The sequence below is a fragment of the Enterococcus sp. AZ084 genome (assembly GCF_051714905.1).
GTDB classification, from domain to species: Bacteria; Bacillota; Bacilli; order Lactobacillales; family Enterococcaceae; genus Enterococcus_B; species Enterococcus_B pernyi.
Map to the genome: position 1 here is coordinate 1,545,033 of NZ_JBIOSS010000001.1, position 22,785 is coordinate 1,567,817.

The 22,785-nt window shown below is 37.5% G+C and carries 25 protein-coding genes; 11 read left to right on the forward strand and 14 right to left on the reverse strand.

Translation table 11 applies throughout. The features are described 5' to 3' along the window. Positions 1–54: 54 nt before the first annotated feature. The 13 genes from menC to IGI79_RS07140 form a co-directional block, all read right to left on the reverse strand. Entirely contained in the window at positions 55–1,167 is a 1,113-nt protein-coding gene (gene menC, locus IGI79_RS07080) for an o-succinylbenzoate synthase (protein ID WP_161641848.1), read from the reverse strand. Continuing rightward, a complete protein-coding gene (gene menH / locus IGI79_RS07085; RefSeq protein ID WP_104776677.1) occupies positions 1,158–1,994 on the reverse strand; it encodes a 2-succinyl-6-hydroxy-2,4-cyclohexadiene-1-carboxylate synthase in 837 nt (278 codons plus the stop codon). The genes menC and menH overlap by 10 nt, the downstream gene beginning before the upstream one ends. Then, positions 1,994–3,703, reverse strand: a complete 1,710-nt coding sequence (gene menD, locus IGI79_RS07090; protein WP_104776678.1) for a 2-succinyl-5-enolpyruvyl-6-hydroxy-3-cyclohexene-1-carboxylic-acid synthase — start codon at positions 3,701–3,703, stop codon at positions 1,994–1,996. The genes menH and menD overlap by 1 nt, the downstream gene beginning before the upstream one ends. Further along, positions 3,700–5,058 carry an isochorismate synthase gene (locus IGI79_RS07095; RefSeq protein WP_229053956.1) on the reverse strand — a complete coding sequence of 453 codons (1,359 nt, stop codon included), beginning with the start codon at positions 5,056–5,058 and terminating at the stop codon, positions 3,700–3,702. The genes menD and IGI79_RS07095 overlap by 4 nt, the downstream gene beginning before the upstream one ends. Then, entirely contained in the window at positions 5,039–6,523 is a 1,485-nt protein-coding gene (menE, locus tag IGI79_RS07100; protein ID WP_195273533.1) for an o-succinylbenzoate--CoA ligase, read from the reverse strand. Before menE ends, IGI79_RS07095 begins: the two co-directional genes overlap by 20 nt. Next, positions 6,498–7,313 carry a 1,4-dihydroxy-2-naphthoyl-CoA synthase gene (gene menB / locus IGI79_RS07105; protein WP_438845780.1) on the reverse strand — a complete coding sequence of 272 codons (816 nt, stop codon included), beginning with the start codon at positions 7,311–7,313 and terminating at the stop codon, positions 6,498–6,500. The genes menE and menB overlap by 26 nt, the downstream gene beginning before the upstream one ends. 381 nt (positions 7,314–7,694) lie before the next feature. After that, a complete protein-coding gene (locus IGI79_RS07110; RefSeq protein ID WP_195339286.1) occupies positions 7,695–8,042 on the reverse strand; it encodes a transposase in 348 nt (115 codons plus the stop codon). 276 nt (positions 8,043–8,318) lie between these two features. Beyond that, positions 8,319–9,320: an N-acetylmuramoyl-L-alanine amidase gene (locus IGI79_RS07115; RefSeq protein WP_195339287.1), complete on the reverse strand. Its 1,002-nt coding sequence runs from the start codon at positions 9,318–9,320 to the stop codon at positions 8,319–8,321. A gap of 122 nt (positions 9,321–9,442) precedes the next feature. After that, on the reverse strand, positions 9,443–10,342 hold the full coding sequence (locus IGI79_RS07120) for a peptidoglycan recognition protein family protein (protein ID WP_438845781.1): 900 nt from the start codon (positions 10,340–10,342) through the stop codon (positions 9,443–9,445). Between the two features lie 31 nt (positions 10,343–10,373). After that, positions 10,374–10,646, reverse strand: coding sequence for a holin (locus IGI79_RS07125; protein ID WP_066025026.1), 273 nt, complete (start codon positions 10,644–10,646; stop codon positions 10,374–10,376). 1 nt (position 10,647) lies between these two features. After that, positions 10,648–10,881 carry a hypothetical protein gene (locus IGI79_RS07130; RefSeq protein WP_104776874.1) on the reverse strand — a complete coding sequence of 78 codons (234 nt, stop codon included), beginning with the start codon at positions 10,879–10,881 and terminating at the stop codon, positions 10,648–10,650. Positions 10,882–11,168: 287 nt separating this feature from the next. Continuing rightward, the gene (locus IGI79_RS07135) at positions 11,169–11,582 is read right to left on the reverse strand and encodes an ArpU family phage packaging/lysis transcriptional regulator (RefSeq protein ID WP_108146555.1); all 414 of its coding nucleotides are present in this window, start codon (positions 11,580–11,582) and stop codon (positions 11,169–11,171) included. Positions 11,583–12,219: 637 nt separating this feature from the next. After that, on the reverse strand, positions 12,220–12,480 hold the full coding sequence (locus IGI79_RS07140) for a helix-turn-helix domain-containing protein (protein ID WP_066025029.1): 261 nt from the start codon (positions 12,478–12,480) through the stop codon (positions 12,220–12,222). Positions 12,481–12,615: 135 nt separating this feature from the next. On the opposite strand from IGI79_RS07140, the gene IGI79_RS07145 reads away from it, so the two are divergent. The 7 genes from IGI79_RS07145 to bsh all read left to right on the forward strand — a co-directional run bounded on the left by IGI79_RS07145 (position 12,616) and on the right by bsh (position 17,162). Continuing rightward, a complete protein-coding gene (locus IGI79_RS07145; RefSeq protein WP_104776876.1) occupies positions 12,616–13,062 on the forward strand; it encodes a helix-turn-helix domain-containing protein in 447 nt (148 codons plus the stop codon). Between the two features lie 97 nt (positions 13,063–13,159). Beyond that, complete coding sequence (locus IGI79_RS07150) at positions 13,160–13,351, forward strand: hypothetical protein (RefSeq protein WP_104776877.1); 192 nt, start codon at positions 13,160–13,162, stop codon at positions 13,349–13,351. A gap of 204 nt (positions 13,352–13,555) precedes the next feature. Continuing rightward, a complete protein-coding gene (locus IGI79_RS07155; protein WP_010735408.1) occupies positions 13,556–13,915 on the forward strand; it encodes a PaaI family thioesterase in 360 nt (119 codons plus the stop codon). Positions 13,916–14,152: 237 nt separating this feature from the next. After that, positions 14,153–15,001 carry a YitT family protein gene (locus tag IGI79_RS07160; RefSeq protein ID WP_023519705.1) on the forward strand — a complete coding sequence of 283 codons (849 nt, stop codon included), beginning with the start codon at positions 14,153–14,155 and terminating at the stop codon, positions 14,999–15,001. 163 nt (positions 15,002–15,164) lie between these two features. Continuing rightward, the gene (locus tag IGI79_RS07165) at positions 15,165–15,575 is read left to right on the forward strand and encodes an organic hydroperoxide resistance protein (RefSeq protein ID WP_010735406.1); all 411 of its coding nucleotides are present in this window, start codon (positions 15,165–15,167) and stop codon (positions 15,573–15,575) included. A 55-nt stretch (positions 15,576–15,630) separates the two neighbouring features. Beyond that, positions 15,631–16,071 carry a MarR family winged helix-turn-helix transcriptional regulator gene (locus IGI79_RS07170; RefSeq protein WP_438845782.1) on the forward strand — a complete coding sequence of 147 codons (441 nt, stop codon included), beginning with the start codon at positions 15,631–15,633 and terminating at the stop codon, positions 16,069–16,071. A gap of 116 nt (positions 16,072–16,187) precedes the next feature. After that, the gene (bsh, locus tag IGI79_RS07175; RefSeq protein ID WP_071867091.1) at positions 16,188–17,162 is read left to right on the forward strand and encodes a choloylglycine hydrolase; all 975 of its coding nucleotides are present in this window, start codon (positions 16,188–16,190) and stop codon (positions 17,160–17,162) included. Positions 17,163–17,234: 72 nt separating this feature from the next. Here bsh and IGI79_RS07180 read toward each other — a convergent pair whose 3' ends face one another. Beyond that, the gene (locus IGI79_RS07180; protein ID WP_438845783.1) at positions 17,235–18,656 is read right to left on the reverse strand and encodes an LPXTG cell wall anchor domain-containing protein; all 1,422 of its coding nucleotides are present in this window, start codon (positions 18,654–18,656) and stop codon (positions 17,235–17,237) included. 129 nt (positions 18,657–18,785) lie between these two features. Here IGI79_RS07180 and IGI79_RS07185 point away from each other — a divergent pair, with 129 nt between their 5' ends. From IGI79_RS07185 to IGI79_RS07200, 4 genes are all read left to right on the forward strand, one after another. After that, positions 18,786–20,318, forward strand: coding sequence for a helix-turn-helix domain-containing protein (locus tag IGI79_RS07185; protein WP_438845784.1), 1,533 nt, complete (start codon positions 18,786–18,788; stop codon positions 20,316–20,318). A gap of 141 nt (positions 20,319–20,459) precedes the next feature. Next, positions 20,460–20,810, forward strand: coding sequence for a DUF2200 domain-containing protein (locus IGI79_RS07190; RefSeq protein ID WP_438845785.1), 351 nt, complete (start codon positions 20,460–20,462; stop codon positions 20,808–20,810). 69 nt (positions 20,811–20,879) lie between these two features. Continuing rightward, entirely contained in the window at positions 20,880–21,407 is a 528-nt protein-coding gene (locus IGI79_RS07195) for a DUF308 domain-containing protein (protein WP_410300285.1), read from the forward strand. 174 nt (positions 21,408–21,581) lie between these two features. Beyond that, a complete protein-coding gene (locus IGI79_RS07200) occupies positions 21,582–22,733 on the forward strand; it encodes a cation:proton antiporter (protein WP_010735399.1) in 1,152 nt (383 codons plus the stop codon). The last annotated feature ends 52 nt before the right edge of the window (positions 22,734–22,785 follow it).

Genomic DNA, 22,785 nt, shown 5'->3' on the forward strand with positions numbered 1-22,785 from the left:
AAAAAGATGAATAGCACACTGTTTACAAAACATGCGTGATTCATCTTCTTGACGCTATTTATTTACATAGGTTTTCTGATCATATGCATACTTTAACAACTGCTCTTCTTGCCATGTGACACCAATCCCTGATTGACCAGGAATCCTCAAATGTCCATTTGTGATTCGTGCTTTGGGTTCGACGATATCATCATAGAAATAGCGATCAAAAGCAGACAAGTCTCCTGGAAAAGTAAAGCAATCTTGACTTGCAAAATGCAGATTCATCGCTCGGCCGACTCCGGATTCAAACATACCACCTAACCAAACGAGCAAATCATTTTCCTGACAAAAATCGACGATTCTTAAAGCCTCAGTGATTCCTCCGACTCTGGGAATCTTTAAATTGATTGCTCGACAACTTCCCAGTGCATGAGCTGTTTTTACGTCTTCCAGTGTTCGAATATTTTCATCAAGACAAACTGCTGTTTTGATTTCCTTTTGAAGTATGGCATGGTCAACATAGTCACGAGGGTGAAAAGGTTGTTCGATCATCGCAAGCTTCAAGGCATCCATTTTCTTGAATAACGGCAGATCGCTGATCGTATAAGCAGAATTCGCATCAGCCATCAATTGGATCTCTGGATATTGTTCACGCAACACTTGCAGTGGCACTAAGTCATTGCCAGGAGCGATTTTCAACTTGATTCGTTGGTATCCTTGATCTACATAAGTTTTTGCAGTCGCAAGTAAATCTATCGGATTGTCATGGACACCAATACTGACACCTACGGGAATCGCTGATCGTTCGGCAGAAAACAACTTTTGTAATGGGCGCCCTATTCGACGAGCATAAAGATCCCAAACCGCTGTTTCGACCGCTGATTTTGCCATAAAATTCCCTTGCGTATGTTTGAAAGCTGACCAAATTTCTTCTGGATGTGAGAAGTCAAGTTCGAATAAACAAGGAATCAGCTCTTTTTGTAATACCGATCGACTCATATCAATCGTTTCTTCGATGTAATCTGCACGTTCAAAAGCGACTAACTCGCCGATCCCCTGATTCCCTAACTCATCTTCCACGATCAACAAATCAAAAGCCTTTGTTTCCAATCGACCATAACTCGTTCTGAAAGGTGTCACTAAGGGTAATCGCAAACAGTACTGTTGGATGTTGACTATTTTGATGGCGTCCACTCCCTTTCCATTTCATTGATCCAAGTAGTGACAGTTGTCTCAAATAGTTTAGGTTGCTCGATGTGACAACAGTGCCCGCATTCCGTAAGGATCTGGCAACGAAAAATCTCTTTAATGTTTGTCATTTGTTTACCGATCTTTTGGAACTTCTCATCCTTTTGACCAACAAGATACAATAGTGGGCATTCGATACTCGCTAAATCTGGCCAATAATTTTTTTGCGCGCCAGTTCCCATATAGTAAAGACTTAATGCTAAACCTAGCTTATTTTGAGCAAGTCGCTCGTTTCTTACTCTGCTTTTTTGTTCCAAGGATAGCGCCTGTTGTGAAGCGAATAGTGGCAACTTCTCCCAATCATCAACAAAATCACTCAAAGGCTCTCTCAATAAACGTAAAGCAAGTTTTCGATCAGCTTTTTTTCGATGGTTTCGTTGCTGTTCATCTGCAATTCCTGCAGTCCCGCCTTCTAAAATCAGACCTTTGATCCCTTGTGGTTGTTCGAGCGCCCAAGCAAGTGCTACTCGAGCGCCCATCGAGTAGCCTAATACATAAAAAGAGGGGATTTCTAATAATGAGACTAAACTCGCCAAGTCAGCAACTAGTGACGAAAGTTGGTAGCGGTAAGGATGAAGGTAAACCGCTGTTTTTCCATGACCGATCAAATCGATGGCTAAGTAATTAAACTGAGGATTCTCAAACATAAAGGTTTGTGTACTACCGGTAAAGCCATGCAAACAAATAACCGTTGGCTGCTTTGGATCAGTTTGCTGTAACCAACGGTAATGGTAAGCCGCCCCACGTACAGTCTTAACTGGCATCAGTCTATTTCCTCCTGATAACGACGCTTCATCTGCTCCCATAATTGAACAGGTTCTTGTTGTTGTCCTCTGATTTCAATCATTGTCCAATCCCCTTGATTCCGGCTTTTTTCAATCGCTTGCTCAAACTCTTTCCTTGAAGTTGATTGTATATAATGACCATTATATAAATCTGCTACTTTCTCTAATTCTAAATCAAGTGGTGTACCAAACAATGGTTCAAAATCAGTCTCTGAAAGTTGATTTTGAGGAAGAAAAGAAAAAATTCCACCACCATTGTTGTTCAATACGACTAAAGTAACAGGTAAGTGATAACGTCGAATTAGCTCCAACGCATTCATGTCATGGAACAGCGCAAGATCACCGATCAAGACAAACATCCGCTTGTTCCTTACCAAAGCGATTCCTGCCGCTGTAGAAATCAACCCGTCGATCCCGTTGATCCCTCGATTCCCATAGATTGGAAATGATTCTCCAGTAGGCGAAGCAAAACGATCAACAAAGCGGATCGCGTTACTATTTGCCAAAAATAAAGCTTCCTCTGATTTTATCGCTTGCAATAACTGGCAACTAGCATTGCTTTCGCTCCATTCATCGATAGACAATTCTTTAGTGATGACTTCTCTCGCTTTTTGATAAGCTCTTTTCCATTGCGCCAACCATTCGTCAGAGGTTGGCGTAGGTATTGCATCCAAAGTTTCCAGTACTAGTTTACAGAAATCAAGCACGCTGATTTGAACAAAACTCGTTCCTAAATGTAATGGATCACGCCATTCTTCCTCATCGATCAAAACATAGTCAGAAATAGCTTCGTGATGTTTTTTTAAATAAAGCATCACATTTTTAGCTACAGGAAGATTACCAAATTGCCAAATGACTTCAGGAGTTTCAGAAATCGGTCCAGAAAAAATCAAATCTGCGTGCGGAAGATAGACATCGCTCATTTGTTGACAAGCACCTAGATTTGCTAAAGGATCGCCAATGATTGGCCATTGTAAAGCTGTTGCTAAAGTAAGTAACGCTTTTGCCTCATCAGGTGTCAATTCTTTACCGACGATCATCAACCCTTTTTTTGATAGCCAAGGAACAAGCTCCGGTACTTGCTTCGACACAATTTGAGTAACCAGTTTTTTTGGATGAAAAGATCCATCAAGAGAAAAAGTTAAATCAGGCAATAATGGCTCTCTAAAAGGCAAATTGATCTGAATAGGGCCAGCAGGCACGCGTGTTGCTTCATGGGCACTATTGGCACCATGCCAGTAGCTATACCGTATCATTTCCGGACTGGCTTCAGGAAGTGCTAATTCAATAAACTTTTTGATATGCGAACCAAACAACTTTTGTTGGTCCATCGTTTGTGGCGAACCCACGCCACGTGCTTCTGGTGGACGATCTGCTGTTAGCAATAGTAAAGGAATGTTTGTTGCTTTTGCTTCACAAACCGCTGGAAAGAAGTTCGCTGCGGCAGTACCAGACGTACAAAGAGCCCCGACTGGTTGTTTCAATGCTTTTGCCATACCTAATGCAAAGAATGCCGCCGATCGCTCATCAACATTGACTGTTGTATTGATCTCTGGGTCTCTATGAAGTAACAAGGCAAGTGGGGTCGATCGTGAACCAGGACTGATCACGACATTTTTAAGCCCGCCTTCTTTCATTCCTTTGATGAATGCCAATAAATAAGCGGTCATCTCTTGTTGTCTCGTCATCCTTTCACTCCTCTAAGCATTGGTTGGAATTTCAGCAATGTTTCTTGGCGTTCTGCCTCAGGATCAGAATCCGCAACAATGCCACAACCTGCATATAATATTCCTTCGGTTTCAGTCAAGATGCCTGAGCGGATGCCTACAGCAAACTCACCGACATCCTCGATCGGGTCCACCCACCCGATTGGTGCCCCGTATAACCCTCTACCGAAAGGTTCATGATCTTTGATCCATTGCAACGCCAATCCTTGAGGTTCACCACCTAAAGCCGGTGAAGGATGGATCAGTTCAACCGCATCGATCAATGAGACTCCCTGTTTACGTTCTCCAGAGAAAGTCATCGCTAAATGTTGAATATCACGGTTTTTCAATAACCGACGGGAAGAAACAGCAACATCCCCTGCGACAATATTTGCTAATTGATCCTCTAATCGTTGCGCAACAATTCCGTGTTCTTGTGTATTTTTAGAGTCTTTTAAAAGTTCTTTACCGATTTCATCGTCTTCCTGCATAGTAGATCCTCTAGGTGCCGAACCTGCTATCCCAGCAGTCATAAAATGACTTTTCGTTCCTTGAATCAATCGTTCTGGAGTTGCACCAATGAAAGCAAGTTGATCTGATGCTAAAAGAAATAAATAAGTCTGTGGTTGTTGTTCAGCTAAACGATGAAGAATTTGAGTGATCGACTGGAAAGATCCGTGTATGGCCAATTGTCTTGCTAAGACGACCTTTTTAAGCGAAGTAACTTTGTGTATGATTTCCTTGCGCGCATCATCTACATTGTGTAGAAAAGTTGGAACTGCCAGCTCTTCGGACGACACAAGAACATTTGCTGATTGTTCTTGTTCTTTGCCTTCTAACAATTCACTCACAAGACTATCCAAATATGAAAAATCTTTTAAAAGACTCCTGGTTGTTGCCGCTTCTTTTCTGATTGTCAAAACAACTTGAGTCTTTGAACCTATTCGCTTGAAAAGAATACTTGGTAGAATGAAATAGCCAGATTCAAGCTCACTCCAAATCTTTTCTTTTAAGTTGTTTGGATCAAAGGGAAAGCCTCCAAAAAGCAAAGGTCTCCCCTTCTGGCTTGATACGTTTAAAAAACTTTTAGAAAACTCAAGAGAGAATCCTTTGATAGCACTGGGCATATCATCCTGTTGTCCATCAAATAAATTTTCTCCTATTCCTAATAGCTCACAATCCTCATCAGGAGGACACCAATAAAAGCGATCTCCTTTAGATGGGACAAGAGGTAAGAGTTTTTTTACCGTTTGTTCACCAAGCTCGTAGCTATAAGTAAAATAAAGATGATTTTTTAAAAGCTGATCATCGATTGAGCTATCTAATTTGATATTCAATGTAGTTCACTCTTTCTTCTGTCATTAAAAGACGTTTGATTGGTTTTCCAGTCGCCGTTTTAGGAATTTCCGAGACACAGTAGATTTTAGTTGGATGCTTGTAACGTGCTAATGGCGCTAGTAGCTCAGTGATTTCTCTATCAGTAAGTGGTTCATCTAATCGCACATAAGCAACAGGTGTTTGTCCCCATGTTTCATCCCAAGCCCCTACGACAGCGACCTCCGCAATTTTATTGCAAGTTAAAAGTACTCGCTCGATTTCAACTGGGAAAATATTCTCTCCCCCCGAAATGATGCGTTCACTCATGCGACTGACAATATAAAGATAATCCTCTTCATCAAGGTACCCCCAATCGCCAGTGTGAAACCAGCCATCCTCTGTCCAAGAATCCGGATTGACGCTATTCAAATAGTGGTCGATGATCGATGGTCCTTTGACTAAAATCTCTCCCATTTGATCTGACTTCTTATCTTTTTGAATACGGATCGATACCTTAGACAAAGCTTTACCAGAAGAACCGGTTTTTGCTTCGAATGACTCTGGAGAAAGGGCGACGATCTGTGAACAGGTTTCTGTCATGCCATAAGAAAGCATCACAGGCACCTGTTTTTCCATACATGCTTGCATGACTCGTCCTTCTCCCGGCCCTCCCCCTAATAATACTTTTTTGAATGAGGGAGCATAACCACTTTCTGGGATCAATGGTTCAAGGTCTTTCAACATTTTGCTGACCAAAGAAATATAGTTGCCACTTCCATTTGCTAAAAGTTGATGGACTTGTTGAGGAGAGAATCCCTGCAACAGAATCACTTGGATGCCTAAAGCAAGTGAGCGTAATAAAATAGACAAGCCACTAATGTGATAGAGTGGCACACAGCAGATCCAGCTATCTGAACGATCTACTTCTAAACTTAGCGCAGTGGCTTGGCTACTCGCATAGTGATTGGCAAATGTTTGCGGTACGCCCTTCGGTTTACCTGTCGTTCCAGACGTATACATGATTGACGCGATCGCCTTTTCTCCATACCCTTCATCAAACCAATCCTTCGGCTGTAGGACGTGTAATTCCGAAGGATCAGGAAATGAATACCAAGTGATGCGCTCGTTGACTGCTAATTTATTGGCAGAAATAAGAATGGATGTCCCAGCATCTGCCATCTGTTCACTGATTTCATTCGTCGTCAAGCGTGCATTGACAAACTGGATTTCTTTTCCTAACTCCCATAATGCCAAGATCGATAAATAGGCATCTAAATCATTTTCACAATACAAGGCAACTCGTTCACTCGCTTTGGGTAATATTCGATGATAATACTCTGCAAAACTTTGAACGTGTGATGTCAGCTCGCGAAAAGACAAATGATGATCGTTCCACTGACAGGCTGGTGCATCTGGATGAAGCATTGCTTGTTTTTGCAACCAGCTATTAGGTTGAGGTTTAAGGGAACTTAGGGAATTGGTCAAAATTAGGTTCTCTTTTTTCTTTAAATGCGTCGCGTCCTTCTTGTGCTTCATCCATGGTGTAATATAAAAGCGTCGCATCCCCTGCCAATTGTTGGATACCTGCTAAGCCATCTGTATCTGCGTTCATTGCCGCTTTGATCATTCGTAGAGCTAGCGGGCTTTTCTTCAACATCTCTTCTGCCCACTCGATCGTCACATCTTCTACTTGTTCGAGCGGTACGACCGTATTGATCCAATTCATTGCCAACGCTTCTTCAGCACTATACTGCTTCGTCATGAACCAAACTTCTTTCGCTTTTTTATGCCCTACGACACGAGCCAAGTAACCCGAACCATAGCCACCATCAAAGCTCCCAACGTTAGGCCCTGTTTGACCGAATTTCGCATTTTCGGCTGCGATTGTGATATCACACACAAGTTGTAAGACATTTCCACCACCGATCGACCAACCTTTGACCATCGCAATCACTGGCTTAGGAATGACTCGGATCAATCGTTGCAAATCTAGTACATTCAGACGCGGAATTTGGTCTTCACCAACATACCCACCATTTCCTCGAACTTTCTGATCGCCACCTGAACAAAATGCTTTGTCACCAGCTCCTGTCAAAATGATAACACCGATATCTTGACGATCACGACTGATTGTAAAAGCTTCGATCATCTCAAAGACTGTTTTTGGTGTAAAAGCATTATGAACCTCTGGACGATTGATTGTTATCTTAGCAATCTTCCCGTATTGTTCAAATAGGATCTCGTCATATTCCTTGATTGTTTTCCATTCTCTCATCTCTATCTCCTCCTAAAATTCATTAAATTTATTATACACAAGTTTTAAGCATTTAATGATAATTTCTTTATAAATTACTGTACAAAGAATATTGAATGAGTTAAGCGCAAGAAAAGCTTTATAATCTAACTTTCAAATAAATGATTTTAGATTTTTTCAGTGAATTTATTGTTTCTATTTTTCATTGTCATTGATTACTTCAAATATCTTCTCTTATTAGTCCCTGGCTATATTCATAATCTAGCATATACCCAATACGTAATTTTTTTGCTTTTACCATCCATACTCATAATAAACAATTGCTACGCAAGCAAATGAATGTTTTCAAAATCCTCTATTTCGTTTACTATTTTAGTCGCTATTTCCTAGATAGACATACTTTCACAGCAGTACAGCTCTTTTATATAAATAATGAAGAGGTTGATTCTGTTCTCGCCGCTTATTCAGTTTCAGGTGGTATGAGAGGGCTAATATATCTCTCTCCAAAAAGTTTAATAGACAATAGGCTAACCGGTTATTTTGACAGAATTTTTCTAATAGACGAGAGGAGACACCGGTTGCTTCAAAAATAATTTCAGGCGTTTCTGGCAGTACGGTGATTTCTTCAAGTAACTGGCGGAACTCTTCTTGATTATGACAGACTTTCCCTTCTGTTAGACATTGTTGATTATGATAAAGTACTTTGTAACTTTTACCTTTAGATACGTCAAAAGCAAAAATAAAGGTCATGCGACTTCTCCTTTATTATTTGATTGAACATCCTTCACTCATTCATTTCGATTCGACTTTTCTTTACACGGACTCGAGGTCCATTAGAGTATGTTCGAGCTTCCCTTAACTCTCACTATACTTGAATAAGAGAAATAGTGATTATCGATGTAGTTTCAAAGGCAAATCTTTCGAAAACAAGTAAAAAAACGAAAATTTATTTTCAAATTTTCGTTTTTTTACTTGTTTCTGTTAGTTTTCGGCTTTTCTCAAAACTGTGCGTAATTATTATATCAATTAGATTTCAATGCCAGTAACCCAGTATGAAGTAACGATTCCATTAGCAGTTGAACCAATAGCCAACCAAGTATAACCTTCACTAATTGACTGTCTTACAAAGGCATGCCCATTCTTTTGTACGAGTATTTTGTCATATTCGAACGTTTCCCCCAGATCCACGCGACGTAGTATTGGCAGACTAGTTGGATTGGTTACATTGTCACTTGAAGGTCCTCGTAAGTTGATCCCTCCTGAAATAGCGACAGTCACCTCGCCTTTTCGTTCAATCCATTCATTATCAGATGATGCTTCTGCTACTAATGATCCTGAAACCCATCCGTTACCATCCACTTCATACCAGTGTCTGATACCATTCACTAACTCCCCGTTGATCGTCACTCGTGCAGAATGGAAAACTTGACTTCTAGTTAATTGACGTAAGATTGCTGATCGTGTGTTTGGCTCTTGGCGTACATTTAAAACATCTGCTGCTACGACCATTTCTTTATTCCAATCATGCATGATATAGTCCGGTTCTGGAACGCTGCCATCCCCACCATTAAGGATATCTCTGACAGCATCCATATTTGTCCCTGGACAAATATTTGATGCATGTCCACTAAACTCATTATGGCCTAAGACGTTTTCAACGGATAAACCAAATCGTTCCATTGCGGCTTTCGCACGCTGATTGAAAGCTTCTTCTTGAGCTTCCGTAAATGAACCATTTCCTACTAAACAGATATGATAGGTTGGTGTATTGTGCCCACCAACACCATTAGTTACATCTTCATCAAAGTAGCACCATTGTACAGTTCCGTCACGTAAGATAATCTCATGATAACCGCCAGTTCCCCAGCCTAGTTCTCCATTCCAATATTGTTGAAAGATAAAAACATCTCCTGTTTCAGTTGCTGAATGGTGACGTGCAATGTTTTTGACCACTGAAACGTCTCGTTTCGCATTAGTTGGTCCTAAAATCCGTGAATCTCCTCGTAAATCCTCAATTTTGATTGTCATAGTAATCTTCCTTTCTCTGATTTTATTATTTTACAAAATCATTTTCTCATTAAATTTTGATATTTTATTTATTGTTGTATTGTTTTTGTTTGATTATAATATGAACAATGAAACAAACTTTATTATCGTTTAGGAATGGTCAAAGTATATTCTGGAAAAGAAACATCAACTGTTTGTCCACTGATCATATTTCCGTTTAGTTCATTCGTCCGTCTTAACATCGGAAATACTTTTTTTCCTGCATGTTTTTGAATGTCAAGTGTGCCGTCCAAACCAAACCGTAGACCAGTTGGTAAGCCGTAAGCAACATTCACATCGTCTCGTATAATGCCTGCTGACCGACAACGACCAACTTCTACAGATGGATTATCGGCATCTATCCAAAAAACATAGCCTAGATCTAAAAAGGCTGCTCCATTTTGTGGTATTAACCATCCTGCTATCCGAAACATACCTAAAGATAGCTCATTGAATATTTCTAATTTTCCTCGATAGTTTCCGACTGCCTTGGGTGGACTAGCTAAAATAATTTCATCATGTGTCAAGTCCTCAGCAGCACCTAAGCGATCACGAATCATCATCATGTTAATACCCGGACAGATAGTTGAAGAGTGTCCAATGAACTCATTGTGCCCCAAAACATCCTTCACTGATAGGTCAAAACGTTTCATCGCCGCTTTTGCTCGCGTATCAAATGCTTTTTCTTGTTCTTGAGTGAACGAGCCATTTCCAACAAGACAAATATGGTAGGTTGCTGTGTTATGTCCCCCAACACCATTTGTTATATCTTCATCAAAGTAACACCATTGTACCGTGCCATCTCTTAGGATAATCTCATGATAGCCGCCAGTTCCCCACCCCAATGTGTTCTTCCAATAGTGTTGAAACGCCCATACATCTCCTGTGGTTGTTGCCGAATGATGACGCGCAATTTTAGTTATTTCTGATGCCTCTCGTTTGGCATTGGTCGGTCCTAAAATACGTCCATCTCCTCGTAGATCCTCCAGTTTTATCTTCCTCACCTCCTTTACTGGTAAAAGAAACTTGGGACGATCAATTGCTTTTATTAGACTCCTGTAGTTTCATTACATGATCTCCTAGATCAAATAATCCACCTGCGGCCAAACCAGCAATCGCTCCTGCCCATAAATAAAGAATGAGATCCTGTGGAACGAATGAGAAGGAATACAGCCCACTAAGCAAAATTCCAGTAATCACGTTGCTGATAGGCAAAAGTTTACTGCGCCCTATTTGTCCTTTCACCAGTTCTGTCACACCGACGACCAGTGGTGTGATAATACTTGAAATCGTTAAGATTTCGGTCAACTTACCTCACCTCCTTTCCAATTTGTTTGAAAATAGATTTGATTTGTTCTTCAATAATTGATAGACGATTGCCATACTCGATTTGGCTTTTTTCTACTCGAACAATAGTATTTTCTAATTTTCCCAATGTATGATCGAGCTTTGTAAACATTGCATAGAATTTTGCTACGCCTACAATCAACGTTCCACCAAGTGTTATGACAGCCATCCATTCACCAATTGATACTTCCGCCATTCTCTACCTCCGTTATCTTTGACGTTTTTGTTTCTGTGAGAATATTTGTATCTTTCATCATTTGATTCTTCTTTCGTTTCATATAGTGACTTAAGTTGATTGCTCTATTTTCTTTATTCCACTATATGTGCCATGTTCATCCTGAAAATGTAGATACACCTATCTATCACCTGTTATTACATAGAAAAACAAATACTTATTATTTTCTGCCATTTCCTAAGCTTACATTCATACTAGCATCAAAGAAGAGGATGGAACCGCCAATCATCTGCCAAAAAAACGCCAAATTATTTATACGCAATCAGTTTTCCAGTCTTATATGCTTCAGCAAATTCAATCAATGCTTCTGCTTTTTTTCTCTGAATCGTTCTTTCGGAATAACCGATTTCAAGACTAATCTTATAATTCGAAAAACTTTCAGGAACAAAGTAAGAATAATAAAGGATCATTCGATTCGTTAGACTCAAAACCATCAAAGCATTTAAGATTGCATTTCTTTCTGCTTCAATCGCTATCATTTGCATAGATGCCCTTTCTGAAGATAGATCAGAAAGAGTTGCTTTTAAGCTATTGATTCTATGAGGAGATTCAATGTCGACTGTGACACGTCCTACCATCCGATCAAGTTTACGAAAATTTTTTAAGACTTCTCTCACATTGCATCTTGTTTGTTTCATATCTATTCTTTTGGGGTACATCAAAAAAAATCACTCCTTTAAAAAATCATCTTTTAGATCTACTGATATAAAGTATTTGGCTTCTACTAGTCAAACCACAAACTAAATTGCACAGAGTTTTCATTTTATTTCTTTTCCAACTCATATAAAAATAGACGTTTCCTAAGGTATGAAGTATTTTTTTTCATACTATACTTAAACTAAAGATTGTTCGAATTAGTCAATCATTAAATCTTCATAACCAATATCATTGGATACACAATACTTTTCTATTTCTTTTCGTGTGTTTTTAGGATGATTGACCTGTTTGACCGGATTTTTGAGATTACGTAATCCAGATTACATTTTTACTCCTCTTTTCCAACGTGGTTTTTCCTTCAATTACCTCATTAATGCTTCTATGCCTTCATAATCTGGTTGGATAAACCGAAGATTTGTAGGTCCGAGTTTTTTTTTTTCAAGACCGACAGTTCAATGGCATTCTTACTCACTCCTTAATAAAAATTAAATGTGTCCGCTTATATTAGTACCCATTACAAGGACGCTAAAATGTTGAAAGACCATCGTTTGGTTTAAATGATTTTATTCGTCACATCAATTAATAGGTCATATGCTGTTCATCAATTTTAAGTGGTTATCTTGATGTTTATCACATGAATCACTAAAGATTATTTTGGTTTAATCCACGCGAAATATAACTTAAAGTTGATTTGTTACCGAAAAATATATAGTCATCGGAAATACCATAAATTTCCGAAAATTTCTTTGCTAAAGAAATCGGCACATCAGTGGCATCATCCTCGTACTCAGCAAGCTGTTCTTTAGTAAGATTTAGACCATAACTATTTTGCAGAATGTCAATTACTTCAGTCTGATTCAAATCTGAATTTACTCTTGCTGCTTTCAAAGATATTTGCAACATATAAAACACCTCCTATTTATATATTTTAATATAACTTAAAGTTATAGTAAATAATTTTATATAACTATGTATAACTTAATGTTGATTTAGACCAGTTTCTGGTATATTATTGGAGTAAGAATTCGGAGGATTATTATGGATAAAAATATTATTGGACAGAAGATTAGTGAACTAAGGCATAAACAACAAATGACGCAAGAAGAATTGGCAATAAAAGTCGGTGTTAGCAAGCAAACTATTTCTAATTGGGAAACTGGATTAAAAACACCTCGTATGGGTGCTATTCAAAAAATTGCTGAGTTATTTCATGTGACAAAAGGTTATATTATTGAAGGTGAGGAAGAAACTTCTCATCGTCTACTCTCTATCTTTGAAAAACTTGATAGCGAAAGACAACAGTCAGTCATCTCTTTTGCAGGAAAAAAATTAGAAGAACAACAGTTAGAAACAAAGCTTGATAATGAAGAACTTCTCAAAGAAATTGATGAATTCGTAGAGGAATATGGATTCGAGGCCTTTGAAAATTTACATAAAGTAATTACCAGTAAAAGGCAAAAAGAACAAAATAAAAATATCAGCTAAATCCCTCTCCCCCTTTTTAAACGAACGGTTACAATTTTAGAATAATAATAATATAATTGTTATATAACCGTATATATAGGGGGTGTTTTTTTTCTGATTGCCTAAAAAAAATAATTTTTCAAAAGAAATAGTTGATTTTGAAAAAAGACTTCATCATAAAAAGGCAGGAGTAGAAAAAGAAAAAGCATTGGTTAAAGGGATAATTGGTGGCTATACGCCTAATGAAATAAAAGAAATCCGGAAATTAATGAAAAAACTAAAAAAAGCAGACCATTATTTGTTTTTATGAACTTTGGCATTTTTTCTGGTAAAAGATTTAGAACGAGTGTTTCATTTAAACTAAATGATTAAAATTTAACTGACAGTTCTTCCATTCATCAGTAAAAGTATTTTTAATTGAATACCCTAATAGTTCGCAAACAGTGTTTGAATGATAAAAATAGAGTTTAATTATGACAGTAGCAATAAAGAATAAGAAATAAGGAGTAACAGGATGAATTTATTAGATCATCTAGGGATTGAGACGTGTATTGTTTCACCTAAAGAAGTCCAATTGACTTTAGCAATTGACGAAAAGCATCACCAACCTTATGGCTATTTGCATGGAGGAATCAATGCTGTATTGATCGAAACGGCTTGTAGCATTGGGGCTAACGAATATTTACAAGCCCCCCACTTTGCTGTAGGTATCGATCTGCAAGTCCAACATTTGAATAAAGCCTCTACAGGTAACTTGAGAGTGGTTGCACAACCTGAAAAAATCGGGAAAAATATTCATTTTTGGCAGGCAACGATTTATTTAGATAATGATTTAAAAATCGCTACAGGGCAATGCACCTTGATGGTCAATTAGCTTTTATAAATAGTTTCTATAAATATCGAGTCAGCATGAATCAAAAAATACACCCTTCGTTCCATTTCATAATTGTTTTTATTGATTGATGTCCACTATTTCGACCCATTTTATCTTTGAACGATTCATTATAAATTTAGGTTTATCTAACTTTCTTTTTCAACTTTGTTAACTTTTATACAAAATTAATGTATAATGAGAATAGTTGGAAATAAATGTATAGTAGGAAGTGGATAAATGAAACACGGTAGAAATATAATTTGGACATACATTAAAATAGTATTTGCTTTAACTATTTTAGCTATCAGTATCAACATGTTTTTAGGTCCGCATCACATTGCAGCTGGTGGCGTAAGTGGACTTGGTATTTTACTTGAGTCAGCTTTAGGTTTGAACCGAGCAACAGTTATACTAGTTTTGAATATCATCATGTTGATCTTGGCCTTGATTTTTTTAGGCAAGAAACCTTTCTTTAAAGTATTATTTGGTAGTTTAGTCTTCCCAGCGATCATTGAGATCGTCCCAGAGTATATGATCACGCCTGATCGTCTCTTATCAGTCATTTTCGGTAGTGCGATCTTTGCTTTGGGTGTAGCTATCTTATACAAAAATAATTCATCTAGTGGCGGTACCACGATCCCTCCCCTTATCTTCAAAAAATACTTCAATTTAAGTACTTCCATTGGACTTTTGATGACCGATGCTGTCGTTGTTTCCTTAACCTTATTTGTTTTTGGATTTGATGAATTTCTCTATGCGATTCTGTCGATCGTAATTACATCCATCGTGATGAATTACATTGAAACAGGAACAAATCGTCAAAAATCGATCATGGTTCTAAGCGAGAATCATCTTTTAGAAATCCATACACGTTTAAGTCAGGAGATTGGACGTGGGTTCACGATCCTAGAAGCTAGAGGCGGTTATAGTAATCTATCAAAAGAAGTGTTGTTGATGGTTGTCACTGACCAAGAATTTTCTAAAGTCAAACCGATAATTGAAGAAATCGATCCGAATGCTTTTGTCATCGTCAATAGTGTAGCAGAAGTCATGGGTAGTGGATTTACGTACCATCCGATCGAATGATGTCGCAATTAAAATGAACGGACCTATTCCTATAAAAAAGTCTACTCTTGATTTTTATTCATAAACCAAGAGTAGACTTTTTTTCAAAGCAAGTTAGTTGCTCTACCTAATTAGATTGTGTACAATTTAATTGTATCAAATATAAAAAGAGGAGTGATTTTTAATGAAAAAAATGTATTCAACAAAAATGATCAATACTGGCGGACGTTCTGGGGAAGTACACAGTCCAGATCACTCATTCGAGCTTAACATTGCAGCTCCAGGTAAACGTGTAGAAGATGCAACAAATCCGGAACAATTGTTTGCCGCTGGCTTTAGTGCATGTTTCAATAGCGCATTAGACTTGATCAAAACACAAAAAAATATTGACGGTGCATCAACAATCAGCGCTCAAGTGTCTCTATACGCAGAAAGTGAAATGAGTTTTGTGTTAGGCGTTGAGATCGAAGGTTCAGTTGAAGGTTTATCAATCGAAGAAACACAAGAATTACTAGAAGCTGCACATAAAGTTTGTCCTTATTCAAAAGCAACAGCTGGCAATATTGAAGTTACTTTGACAGCCGTAGAGAACTAGATTTTTTTAGAAAAAACAAGTATGCTATGAAGTAGCACATTAGGAGGTGGTCTATTTGGAGGAGTTATTACTAAAAAATCAATTATGCTTTCCTTTATATGCCACCTCTAAAGAAATTACTCGTTACTATACGCCCTTGTTGAAGCCACTGGATCTTACTTATACGCAGTATCTTGTTTTACTTGTTTTATGGGAGAGAAAACAAATCACCATGAAGGAATTAGGAAAGATCTTGTGTTTGGATTCAGGAACTTTGACTCCTGTAATAAAGAAATTAACTAGTAAGCAGTATATCACTCGTAAAAGAGCTGATTCAGATGAACGGGTAACTATTCTATCTCTAACTGAACAAGGACTTTTGTTGCAAGATCAAGCAAAAGACATCCCTGAAAAGATCCTTGATTTTTTACCTTTAGATGAAGAAGAATTATCTATGTTGCTTAATTTGACTAAAAAAATGCTTAAAAATTTTAATAAAGAACAAGATGCTCGGTAATTCAATTACCGAGTTTTTTTTGCTTAATTTTACAACTTATAAGAAGCGAGAATCATTTTATTAGTAATTTTTCCTTTATCGTCTTAATATAGAATTAAACAAAGGAGGTTATTATAATGTGTACATCTATTACTTACACAACAAACGATCATTATTTTGGACGGAATTTGGATTTAGAGATTTCTTATAATGAACAGGTGACGATCACTCCAAGAAATTTTCCTTTTGTTTATCGGAAAGCACCAAAACAAGAGTCTCACTATGCGATCATCGGTATGGCAGCAGTTGTAGATAACTACCCCCTCTATTATGATGCAACAAATGAAAAAGGTTTGAGTATGGCTGGTTTGAATTTCCCTGGAAATGCCCATTTTTTTGACGAAGATGCCGAAAAGACCAATATCACACCATTTGAATTTATTCCTTGGATATTGAGTCAATGTAAAAACGTCGAAGAAGCTCGTACGTTATTAGCGGATATCAATTTAGTCAACATCAATTTCAGTGAAGAACTACCTTTATCCCCTCTTCATTGGATATTAGCAGATCAAAAAACATCGATTGTTATTGAATCAGTTGCCGAAGGATTAAAAATTTATGATAATCCAATCGGTGTACTAACAAATAATCCAACCTTTGACTATCAATTATTTAATTTGAACAACTATCGGTCAGTCTCACCGACTACCCTTAAAAACCATTTCTCCGATGAACTTGATTTATCGGTCTATTCTCGCGGTATGGGCGGATTAGGTTTACCTGGAGATTTATCATCTGCTTCTCGTTTTGTCAAAGTTGCATTTACAAAATTGAATTCTGTCAAAGCAACGACTGAACAGGAAAGCGTTAGTCAATTCTTCCATATCCTAAAATCGGTCGAACAACAAAAAGGACTATGTGACGTTGGGAATGGTCAATTTGAGTATACGATCTATTCTTCTTGTTGCAATGTGGATAAAGGAATCTATTACTACACGACTTACACAAACAGCCAAATCAATGCAGTCGATATGACGAAAGAAGATTTAGATAGTACAGAATTACTTACCTATCCATTGATTGAAGAAGAACAAGTCCACTATGTTAACTGATTATTAATCATATGTTACGTCAAAACGCCTTGAAACAAAATGTTTCAAGGCGTTTTTTATCTATTAGAATCATTAATTGATTTTTCTAAAAGTAACCATACTCATTCCTGTGATCAGCAGACCAAACATCCATGTAAAGAAGCGATTGTGCTCTCCTGTTTTAGGTAATTGCTTCGTTGCTTCCTCTGTGGCTGTTGCAGAATTCTTATCATTAGCTGCTTGATTTGAAGAGTGAACTATTTTTGTCACTGGCAGAATTTCTTTCGCACTTTCAGACGATTGTTTATTTACCAGTACATCTGTCGTACCAACAGATGGAATTGATTGTTTTCGAATTTGAGACAATGGTTTTACATCCTCAAGCAGATGATTATCGGGTGTGCTTGTTGGATTTTTTTCATTAGGGTGGATTTGAGGTTCAATCACTTCTCCACCACCATGTCCACCATTTCCATCTTCCCCGTTATCTCCTTCATAGTTTCCATTGTTGCCCTCTGGGTTATCCGGTTTTGCATCTGGATTCTCATCTGGATTATCCGGTGTCACATCGGGATTTCCATCCGGATTATCTGGTGTCACATCTGGGTTTTCATCTGGTTTATCTGGTGTTACGTCTGGGTTTTCGTCTGGATTATCCGGTGTTACATCTGGATTCTCATCTGGATTATCTGGTGTCACATCTGGGTTTTCGTCTGGATTATCCGGTGTTACATCTGGATTCTCATCTGGATTATCTGGTGTCACATCTGGGTTTTCGTCTGGATTATCCGGTGTTACATCTGGATTCTCATCTGGATTATCTGGTGTCACATCTGGATTTTCGTCTGGGTTATCCGGTGTCACATCTGGATTTTCATCTGGATTATCTGGTGTCACATCTGGATTTTCATCTGGATTATCCGGTGTCACATCTGGATTTTCGTCTGGATTATCCGGTGTCACGTCTGGGTTTTCGTCTGGATTATCCGGTTTAGGATTAGGATCTGGCTCAGTCACGCCACCTGTTCCGCCCGCTTTTTGTTCAACTGTTTGACGTTGACTATATGGTGTCAAGTGATGTCTATCTCCAGGTTGACCATCTGCCACTTTTACAGAGAATAAAGCAGGTCTATTGATTGGTTGTGTCAGTGTAATATTAAACGTAAAAGTTGCTAGTTTGTTGTGGAATACAAGTAAAGATGGATCGTGTTCGATCTTCAATGCTGGATCAACGTTTTCAAATTGGACAACAGACTGTAAAATCGGTTGAATATCCCCTGAATAAGTCACCAGTGCCTTCACCGTGATCGTCTCTCCTAGTTTAAGTCTCATAATACCAGAGTTTGCTGAAGCATGTTCTTCTAAAAATTTGATTTGATTCACATTTGCCCAGCCTGAATGTGCAGCTAGTTGAGCGACATCATTGCTAGGTTGTTCATCTGTCTGTACAGCTTCGACTGGTACAGAAACACTACTCAGTAAAACAGAAGCAAAGAGAAGACTTAAATATTTCATGAGAATTCCTCCTATTTAATATCATTATCATGTTAAACATAAGATAATATAGATTGAGACGGAAGATTTACTGTTTTTTTGTGTAAAATAAAGAAATTTTCAGTAAAATTTTCAATCGGAGGAATTCAAATGCAAACACAAGAAGCAATCAAAACGTTTTTATTAAAGAAGAAAAATGTAACAAAGCTTGAGATTTTTCTTTTTTTAACAGAGCATCAGTTCTTTATCACCACGCACTATCTAGCAGATTACTTTAAGATGTCTGATTCAAACTTTCTTTTATATCTTCATGAAATCGAACAGGATTTTCATTCTTTAGGCTTGAATAGTGTTGAAGTAGTGAAAAACAAGAAATTCGTCAAAATTTCTTTGAACGATGCTGACCTTGCGACGTGTTATTACGAATTATTTGGTAAATATTGTTTTGAATCAACTAATTTCCAAATCATTGCTGCCTTACTTCGTCAGAAAGTCAACTCTATGGTCACGATCAGCCAAATGACAAATTACAGTCCTTCATATCTCTATTCTAAAATGAAGGCAATCAACCAATTTTTGGCTTTATATGGAATCTCCTTTAAATTTTCAAGTAAGGGAAAGAAAATAATCACCGGTAGTGAGATTCAAATCCAATATTGTTTCCTAGATGTCTATTGGACGATTTTTGCTAATACCTCCCTTCCCTATCACAAGGAAGAGCCAAAAAAAATCGATTACACACTCCATGTCTTCTTCAAGAAAGAGTTATTGGATGGGATGAATGGTGGCGTCTTGGACAAGTTGTATCTTCTCTTAAAACTTTGCCAGGACAATTTTCCTATGACTTCTTTAGAAAATGTTCAAAAAGAATTAAGTCAGTTTAAGTATATTGATCTTTTGATTGAACCTGATGTGGATATTTTAAATCCTGATTTACCGATTTGTCGGGAACAACGAATCATACTCAATTTATTAGCACGCCTAACGATTTCTCAATTGGATAGTGAAGAGCAAAGTTTGACGCACTATCAAAGACTGTTAGCGATCGATTTTCCTTATTTGATTTATTCCAAGAACTTAGTTGAAGCATTCAGTCAGCATTTCGCTTTAGAGCTACCTGAAAAACAAAAAAAGTTATATACACTTTCCTTTACGATCAATAAGCTTCACAATACCTTTTTAGATAGCGAACAGCCGAATACACCTTTACCAACTTTCTTGCTTTATAAGGATCAGAAAAACTATGAACACTTAAGAACCGTGGTAGCTGAATTTTATGAGAACTTCCGGCAAGAAAATTGGCATTACTTACCAGATTTTCTAGAAAAAGAAAATACTTCATGGGTAGTCGAAGAATTACTACATTTCTACGACCGATTCAAAAAGCAACCACCGATCGTTATCGGTGTGAATCACACGAAAGACTTTTATATCAGTAAAGATTTAATTGTTAAAATTGAACAAATCTTTTCAAAAGAAGCGATCGTTATCCAACGTTACTATATGGAGCGTTGCGATATCGTCATTAGTGATTGTCCACTAAACCAGTTACCCGAGCGTATCAAAAAGATTTATTTGTTAAACGGCATCGTTCGTCCAGATGATTGGAAAAAGATGATTGCACAGTTAGCTAACTATATTTTTGAGATCAAACAAGAACGTGACTACGCAGATTTTGATTGATCATCACAGAAACAATTGGCTCAGTATCCTGTAGCGTTCTAACTATCTATCCCCCTGTTTACTGAATTCTCATAAGACTTGACACTATAGCTATTCTTTTCGAACAGTTCATTATATAATAATGGAAAAAGGAGCTTTTTTATGACTGAACATCGAATTTTTACTATGCCCTTTTCTTCTGTCTATCCTCTTTATCTAAAAAAAGCAGAACGAAAAAATCGTACAAAAGAGGAAGTTGACCAAATCATTTATTGGTTGACCGGCTATGAACAAGCTGAATTAGAGGAACAGATCAAACTGGAAAAGGACTTCAAAACTTTCTTTGCTGAGGCACCGAGATTAAATCCTGACCGTAAATTGATCACTGGCGTCATTTGTGGTGTTAGAGTAGAAAATATTGAAGAGCCATTGATGCAAGAAATTCGTTATTTAGACAAACTGATCGATGAATTAGCTAAAGGAAAGAAAATGGAAAAAATCCTTAGAAAATAATAGAATCACTAGTTAATAGTTGGTTTATACATCAATAACCGTTAAAATAAAAAAAAGGAGGTTATAATAATGTATGAACTTATTCGAAGCAATTTTCAAAGACATGCTTTTTTACGAGCAGCAATTTATATCATTGCCGGTATCGCCATAGTCATCAATCCAACTGCCGTATTTAATTTTGTCGGTTATCTTATCACTGCTTATTTTGTTTTATTAGGTCTGATCAATTTATTTGAAGCCTATAAAAACAAGCAAAAAACGGGTGCTTGGGGATTTGGACTTTTCAGTGCAATTGCTTTTCTGATTTTCGGACTGATCGTGTTCTTATTTGCATCAGCAATCGTTTCGATCTTGCCAATTCTTTTAGGCTTGATGATTTTAGCAAATGGCGCGTTTCAATTGTTCATCAGTTTGAATACGAAATCAAAAGGATGGTCATTATACAGCGTGATTTTACTGATTGGCGGATTGATTTTATTATTTAATCCATTCCAAAGCTTGATGGTACTTTTCCAAATCTTTGGCGGTATCTTGATCTTTATGGGGATTTCTGAAATCATCAACTACTTTAAAGTAAGAAATATGTATGTCAATTGATTAGTTATTTAAATTCGAGGTTAGGCTTAATTGCCTAGCCTTTTTTGTCGTGCGCTTTCATATATCCACACAATGGACGATACTACATAAATAACGTTATTTATGTTATCCTGTTTAGGAGGTCATTTGACACGAATAAAATAAATTCTTTTTGAGAAAGGAAGGATGAAAAGAATGGAATTTATAGGTATTCTCTGTTTGATCTTGTTAGCGACAACCATTGGCTCTCACCTTTCACGGAGGTTTGGTGTACCTGCGGTGATCGGTCAACTACTCGTTGGCGTCTTGCTTGGTGGTGCGGGTCTGGGATGGGTGCATCCAAATATTCTCGTCCACGATTTTTCAGAAATAGGTGTCATTTTATTGATGTTTTTAGCTGGACTGGAAAGCGATCTTTCTCTTTTGAAAAAATACTTTCGACCAGGAATGTTCGTTGCTTTATTAGGGATCATACTCCCCGTATTATTTGGTTGGTTGACGGGTGAAATTTTCCAAGTCACAAGGAATGAAGCTATCTTCTTTGGAATCATCCTCGCAGCAACTTCTGTTAGTATCTCTGTTGAGGTATTGAAAGAACTTCATGTAGTTAACACAAAAGAAGGTTCGACTATCTTAGGTGCTTCAGTTGTTGATGACATTCTTGTCGTGTTGGTGTTAAGTTTCAGCTTATCATTTTTGACAGGAGAATCTGGTAGCAGCCTCCCTTTACCGCTTCTTTTATTGGAGCAAGTGATTTACTTTATTTTTATATTTTTATTAGTCAAATGGATTGCCCCATTTTTGATGTCACTAGCTGGAAAAATCTATGCCAACTCTGCAATTATCATTGTTTCCTTGGTTTTATGTCTAGGTATGTCCTACATCGCTGATTTGATTGGACTAAGTTCAGTCATTGGTGCATTTTTTGCAGGGATCGCGGTAAGTCAAACCTCGGTCAAAGAAGAAGTGTATCATAATGTCGAGGCATTAGGTTATGCCGTATTTATCCCAGTCTTTTTTGTCAGTGTTGGACTAGAAGTCGATTTCTCTAACTTTGGAGAACAATTGATTTTTATCTTGATCCTAACGACTGTTGCAGTCTTGACTAAACTTGGTGGTGGTTATCTAGGGGCGAAAGTAGCCGGTTTTTCAACGAATAGTGCCTTTATGGTAGGTGCTGGCATGATCTCACGTGGTGAAATGGCACTGATCATCTTGCAAATTGGACAACAAAGCCAATTGATTGAAGCAAAATATTATTCTCCACTTGTGATCGTAATCTTATTAAGTACTTTGATCTCTCCATTGATTCTTAAATACTTTACTAGAAAAGTGTATCATGGGTGATTCGTTCTCAGATAAATAGAGCCTTTCTACTAGATTTCTCGAATCTAATAGA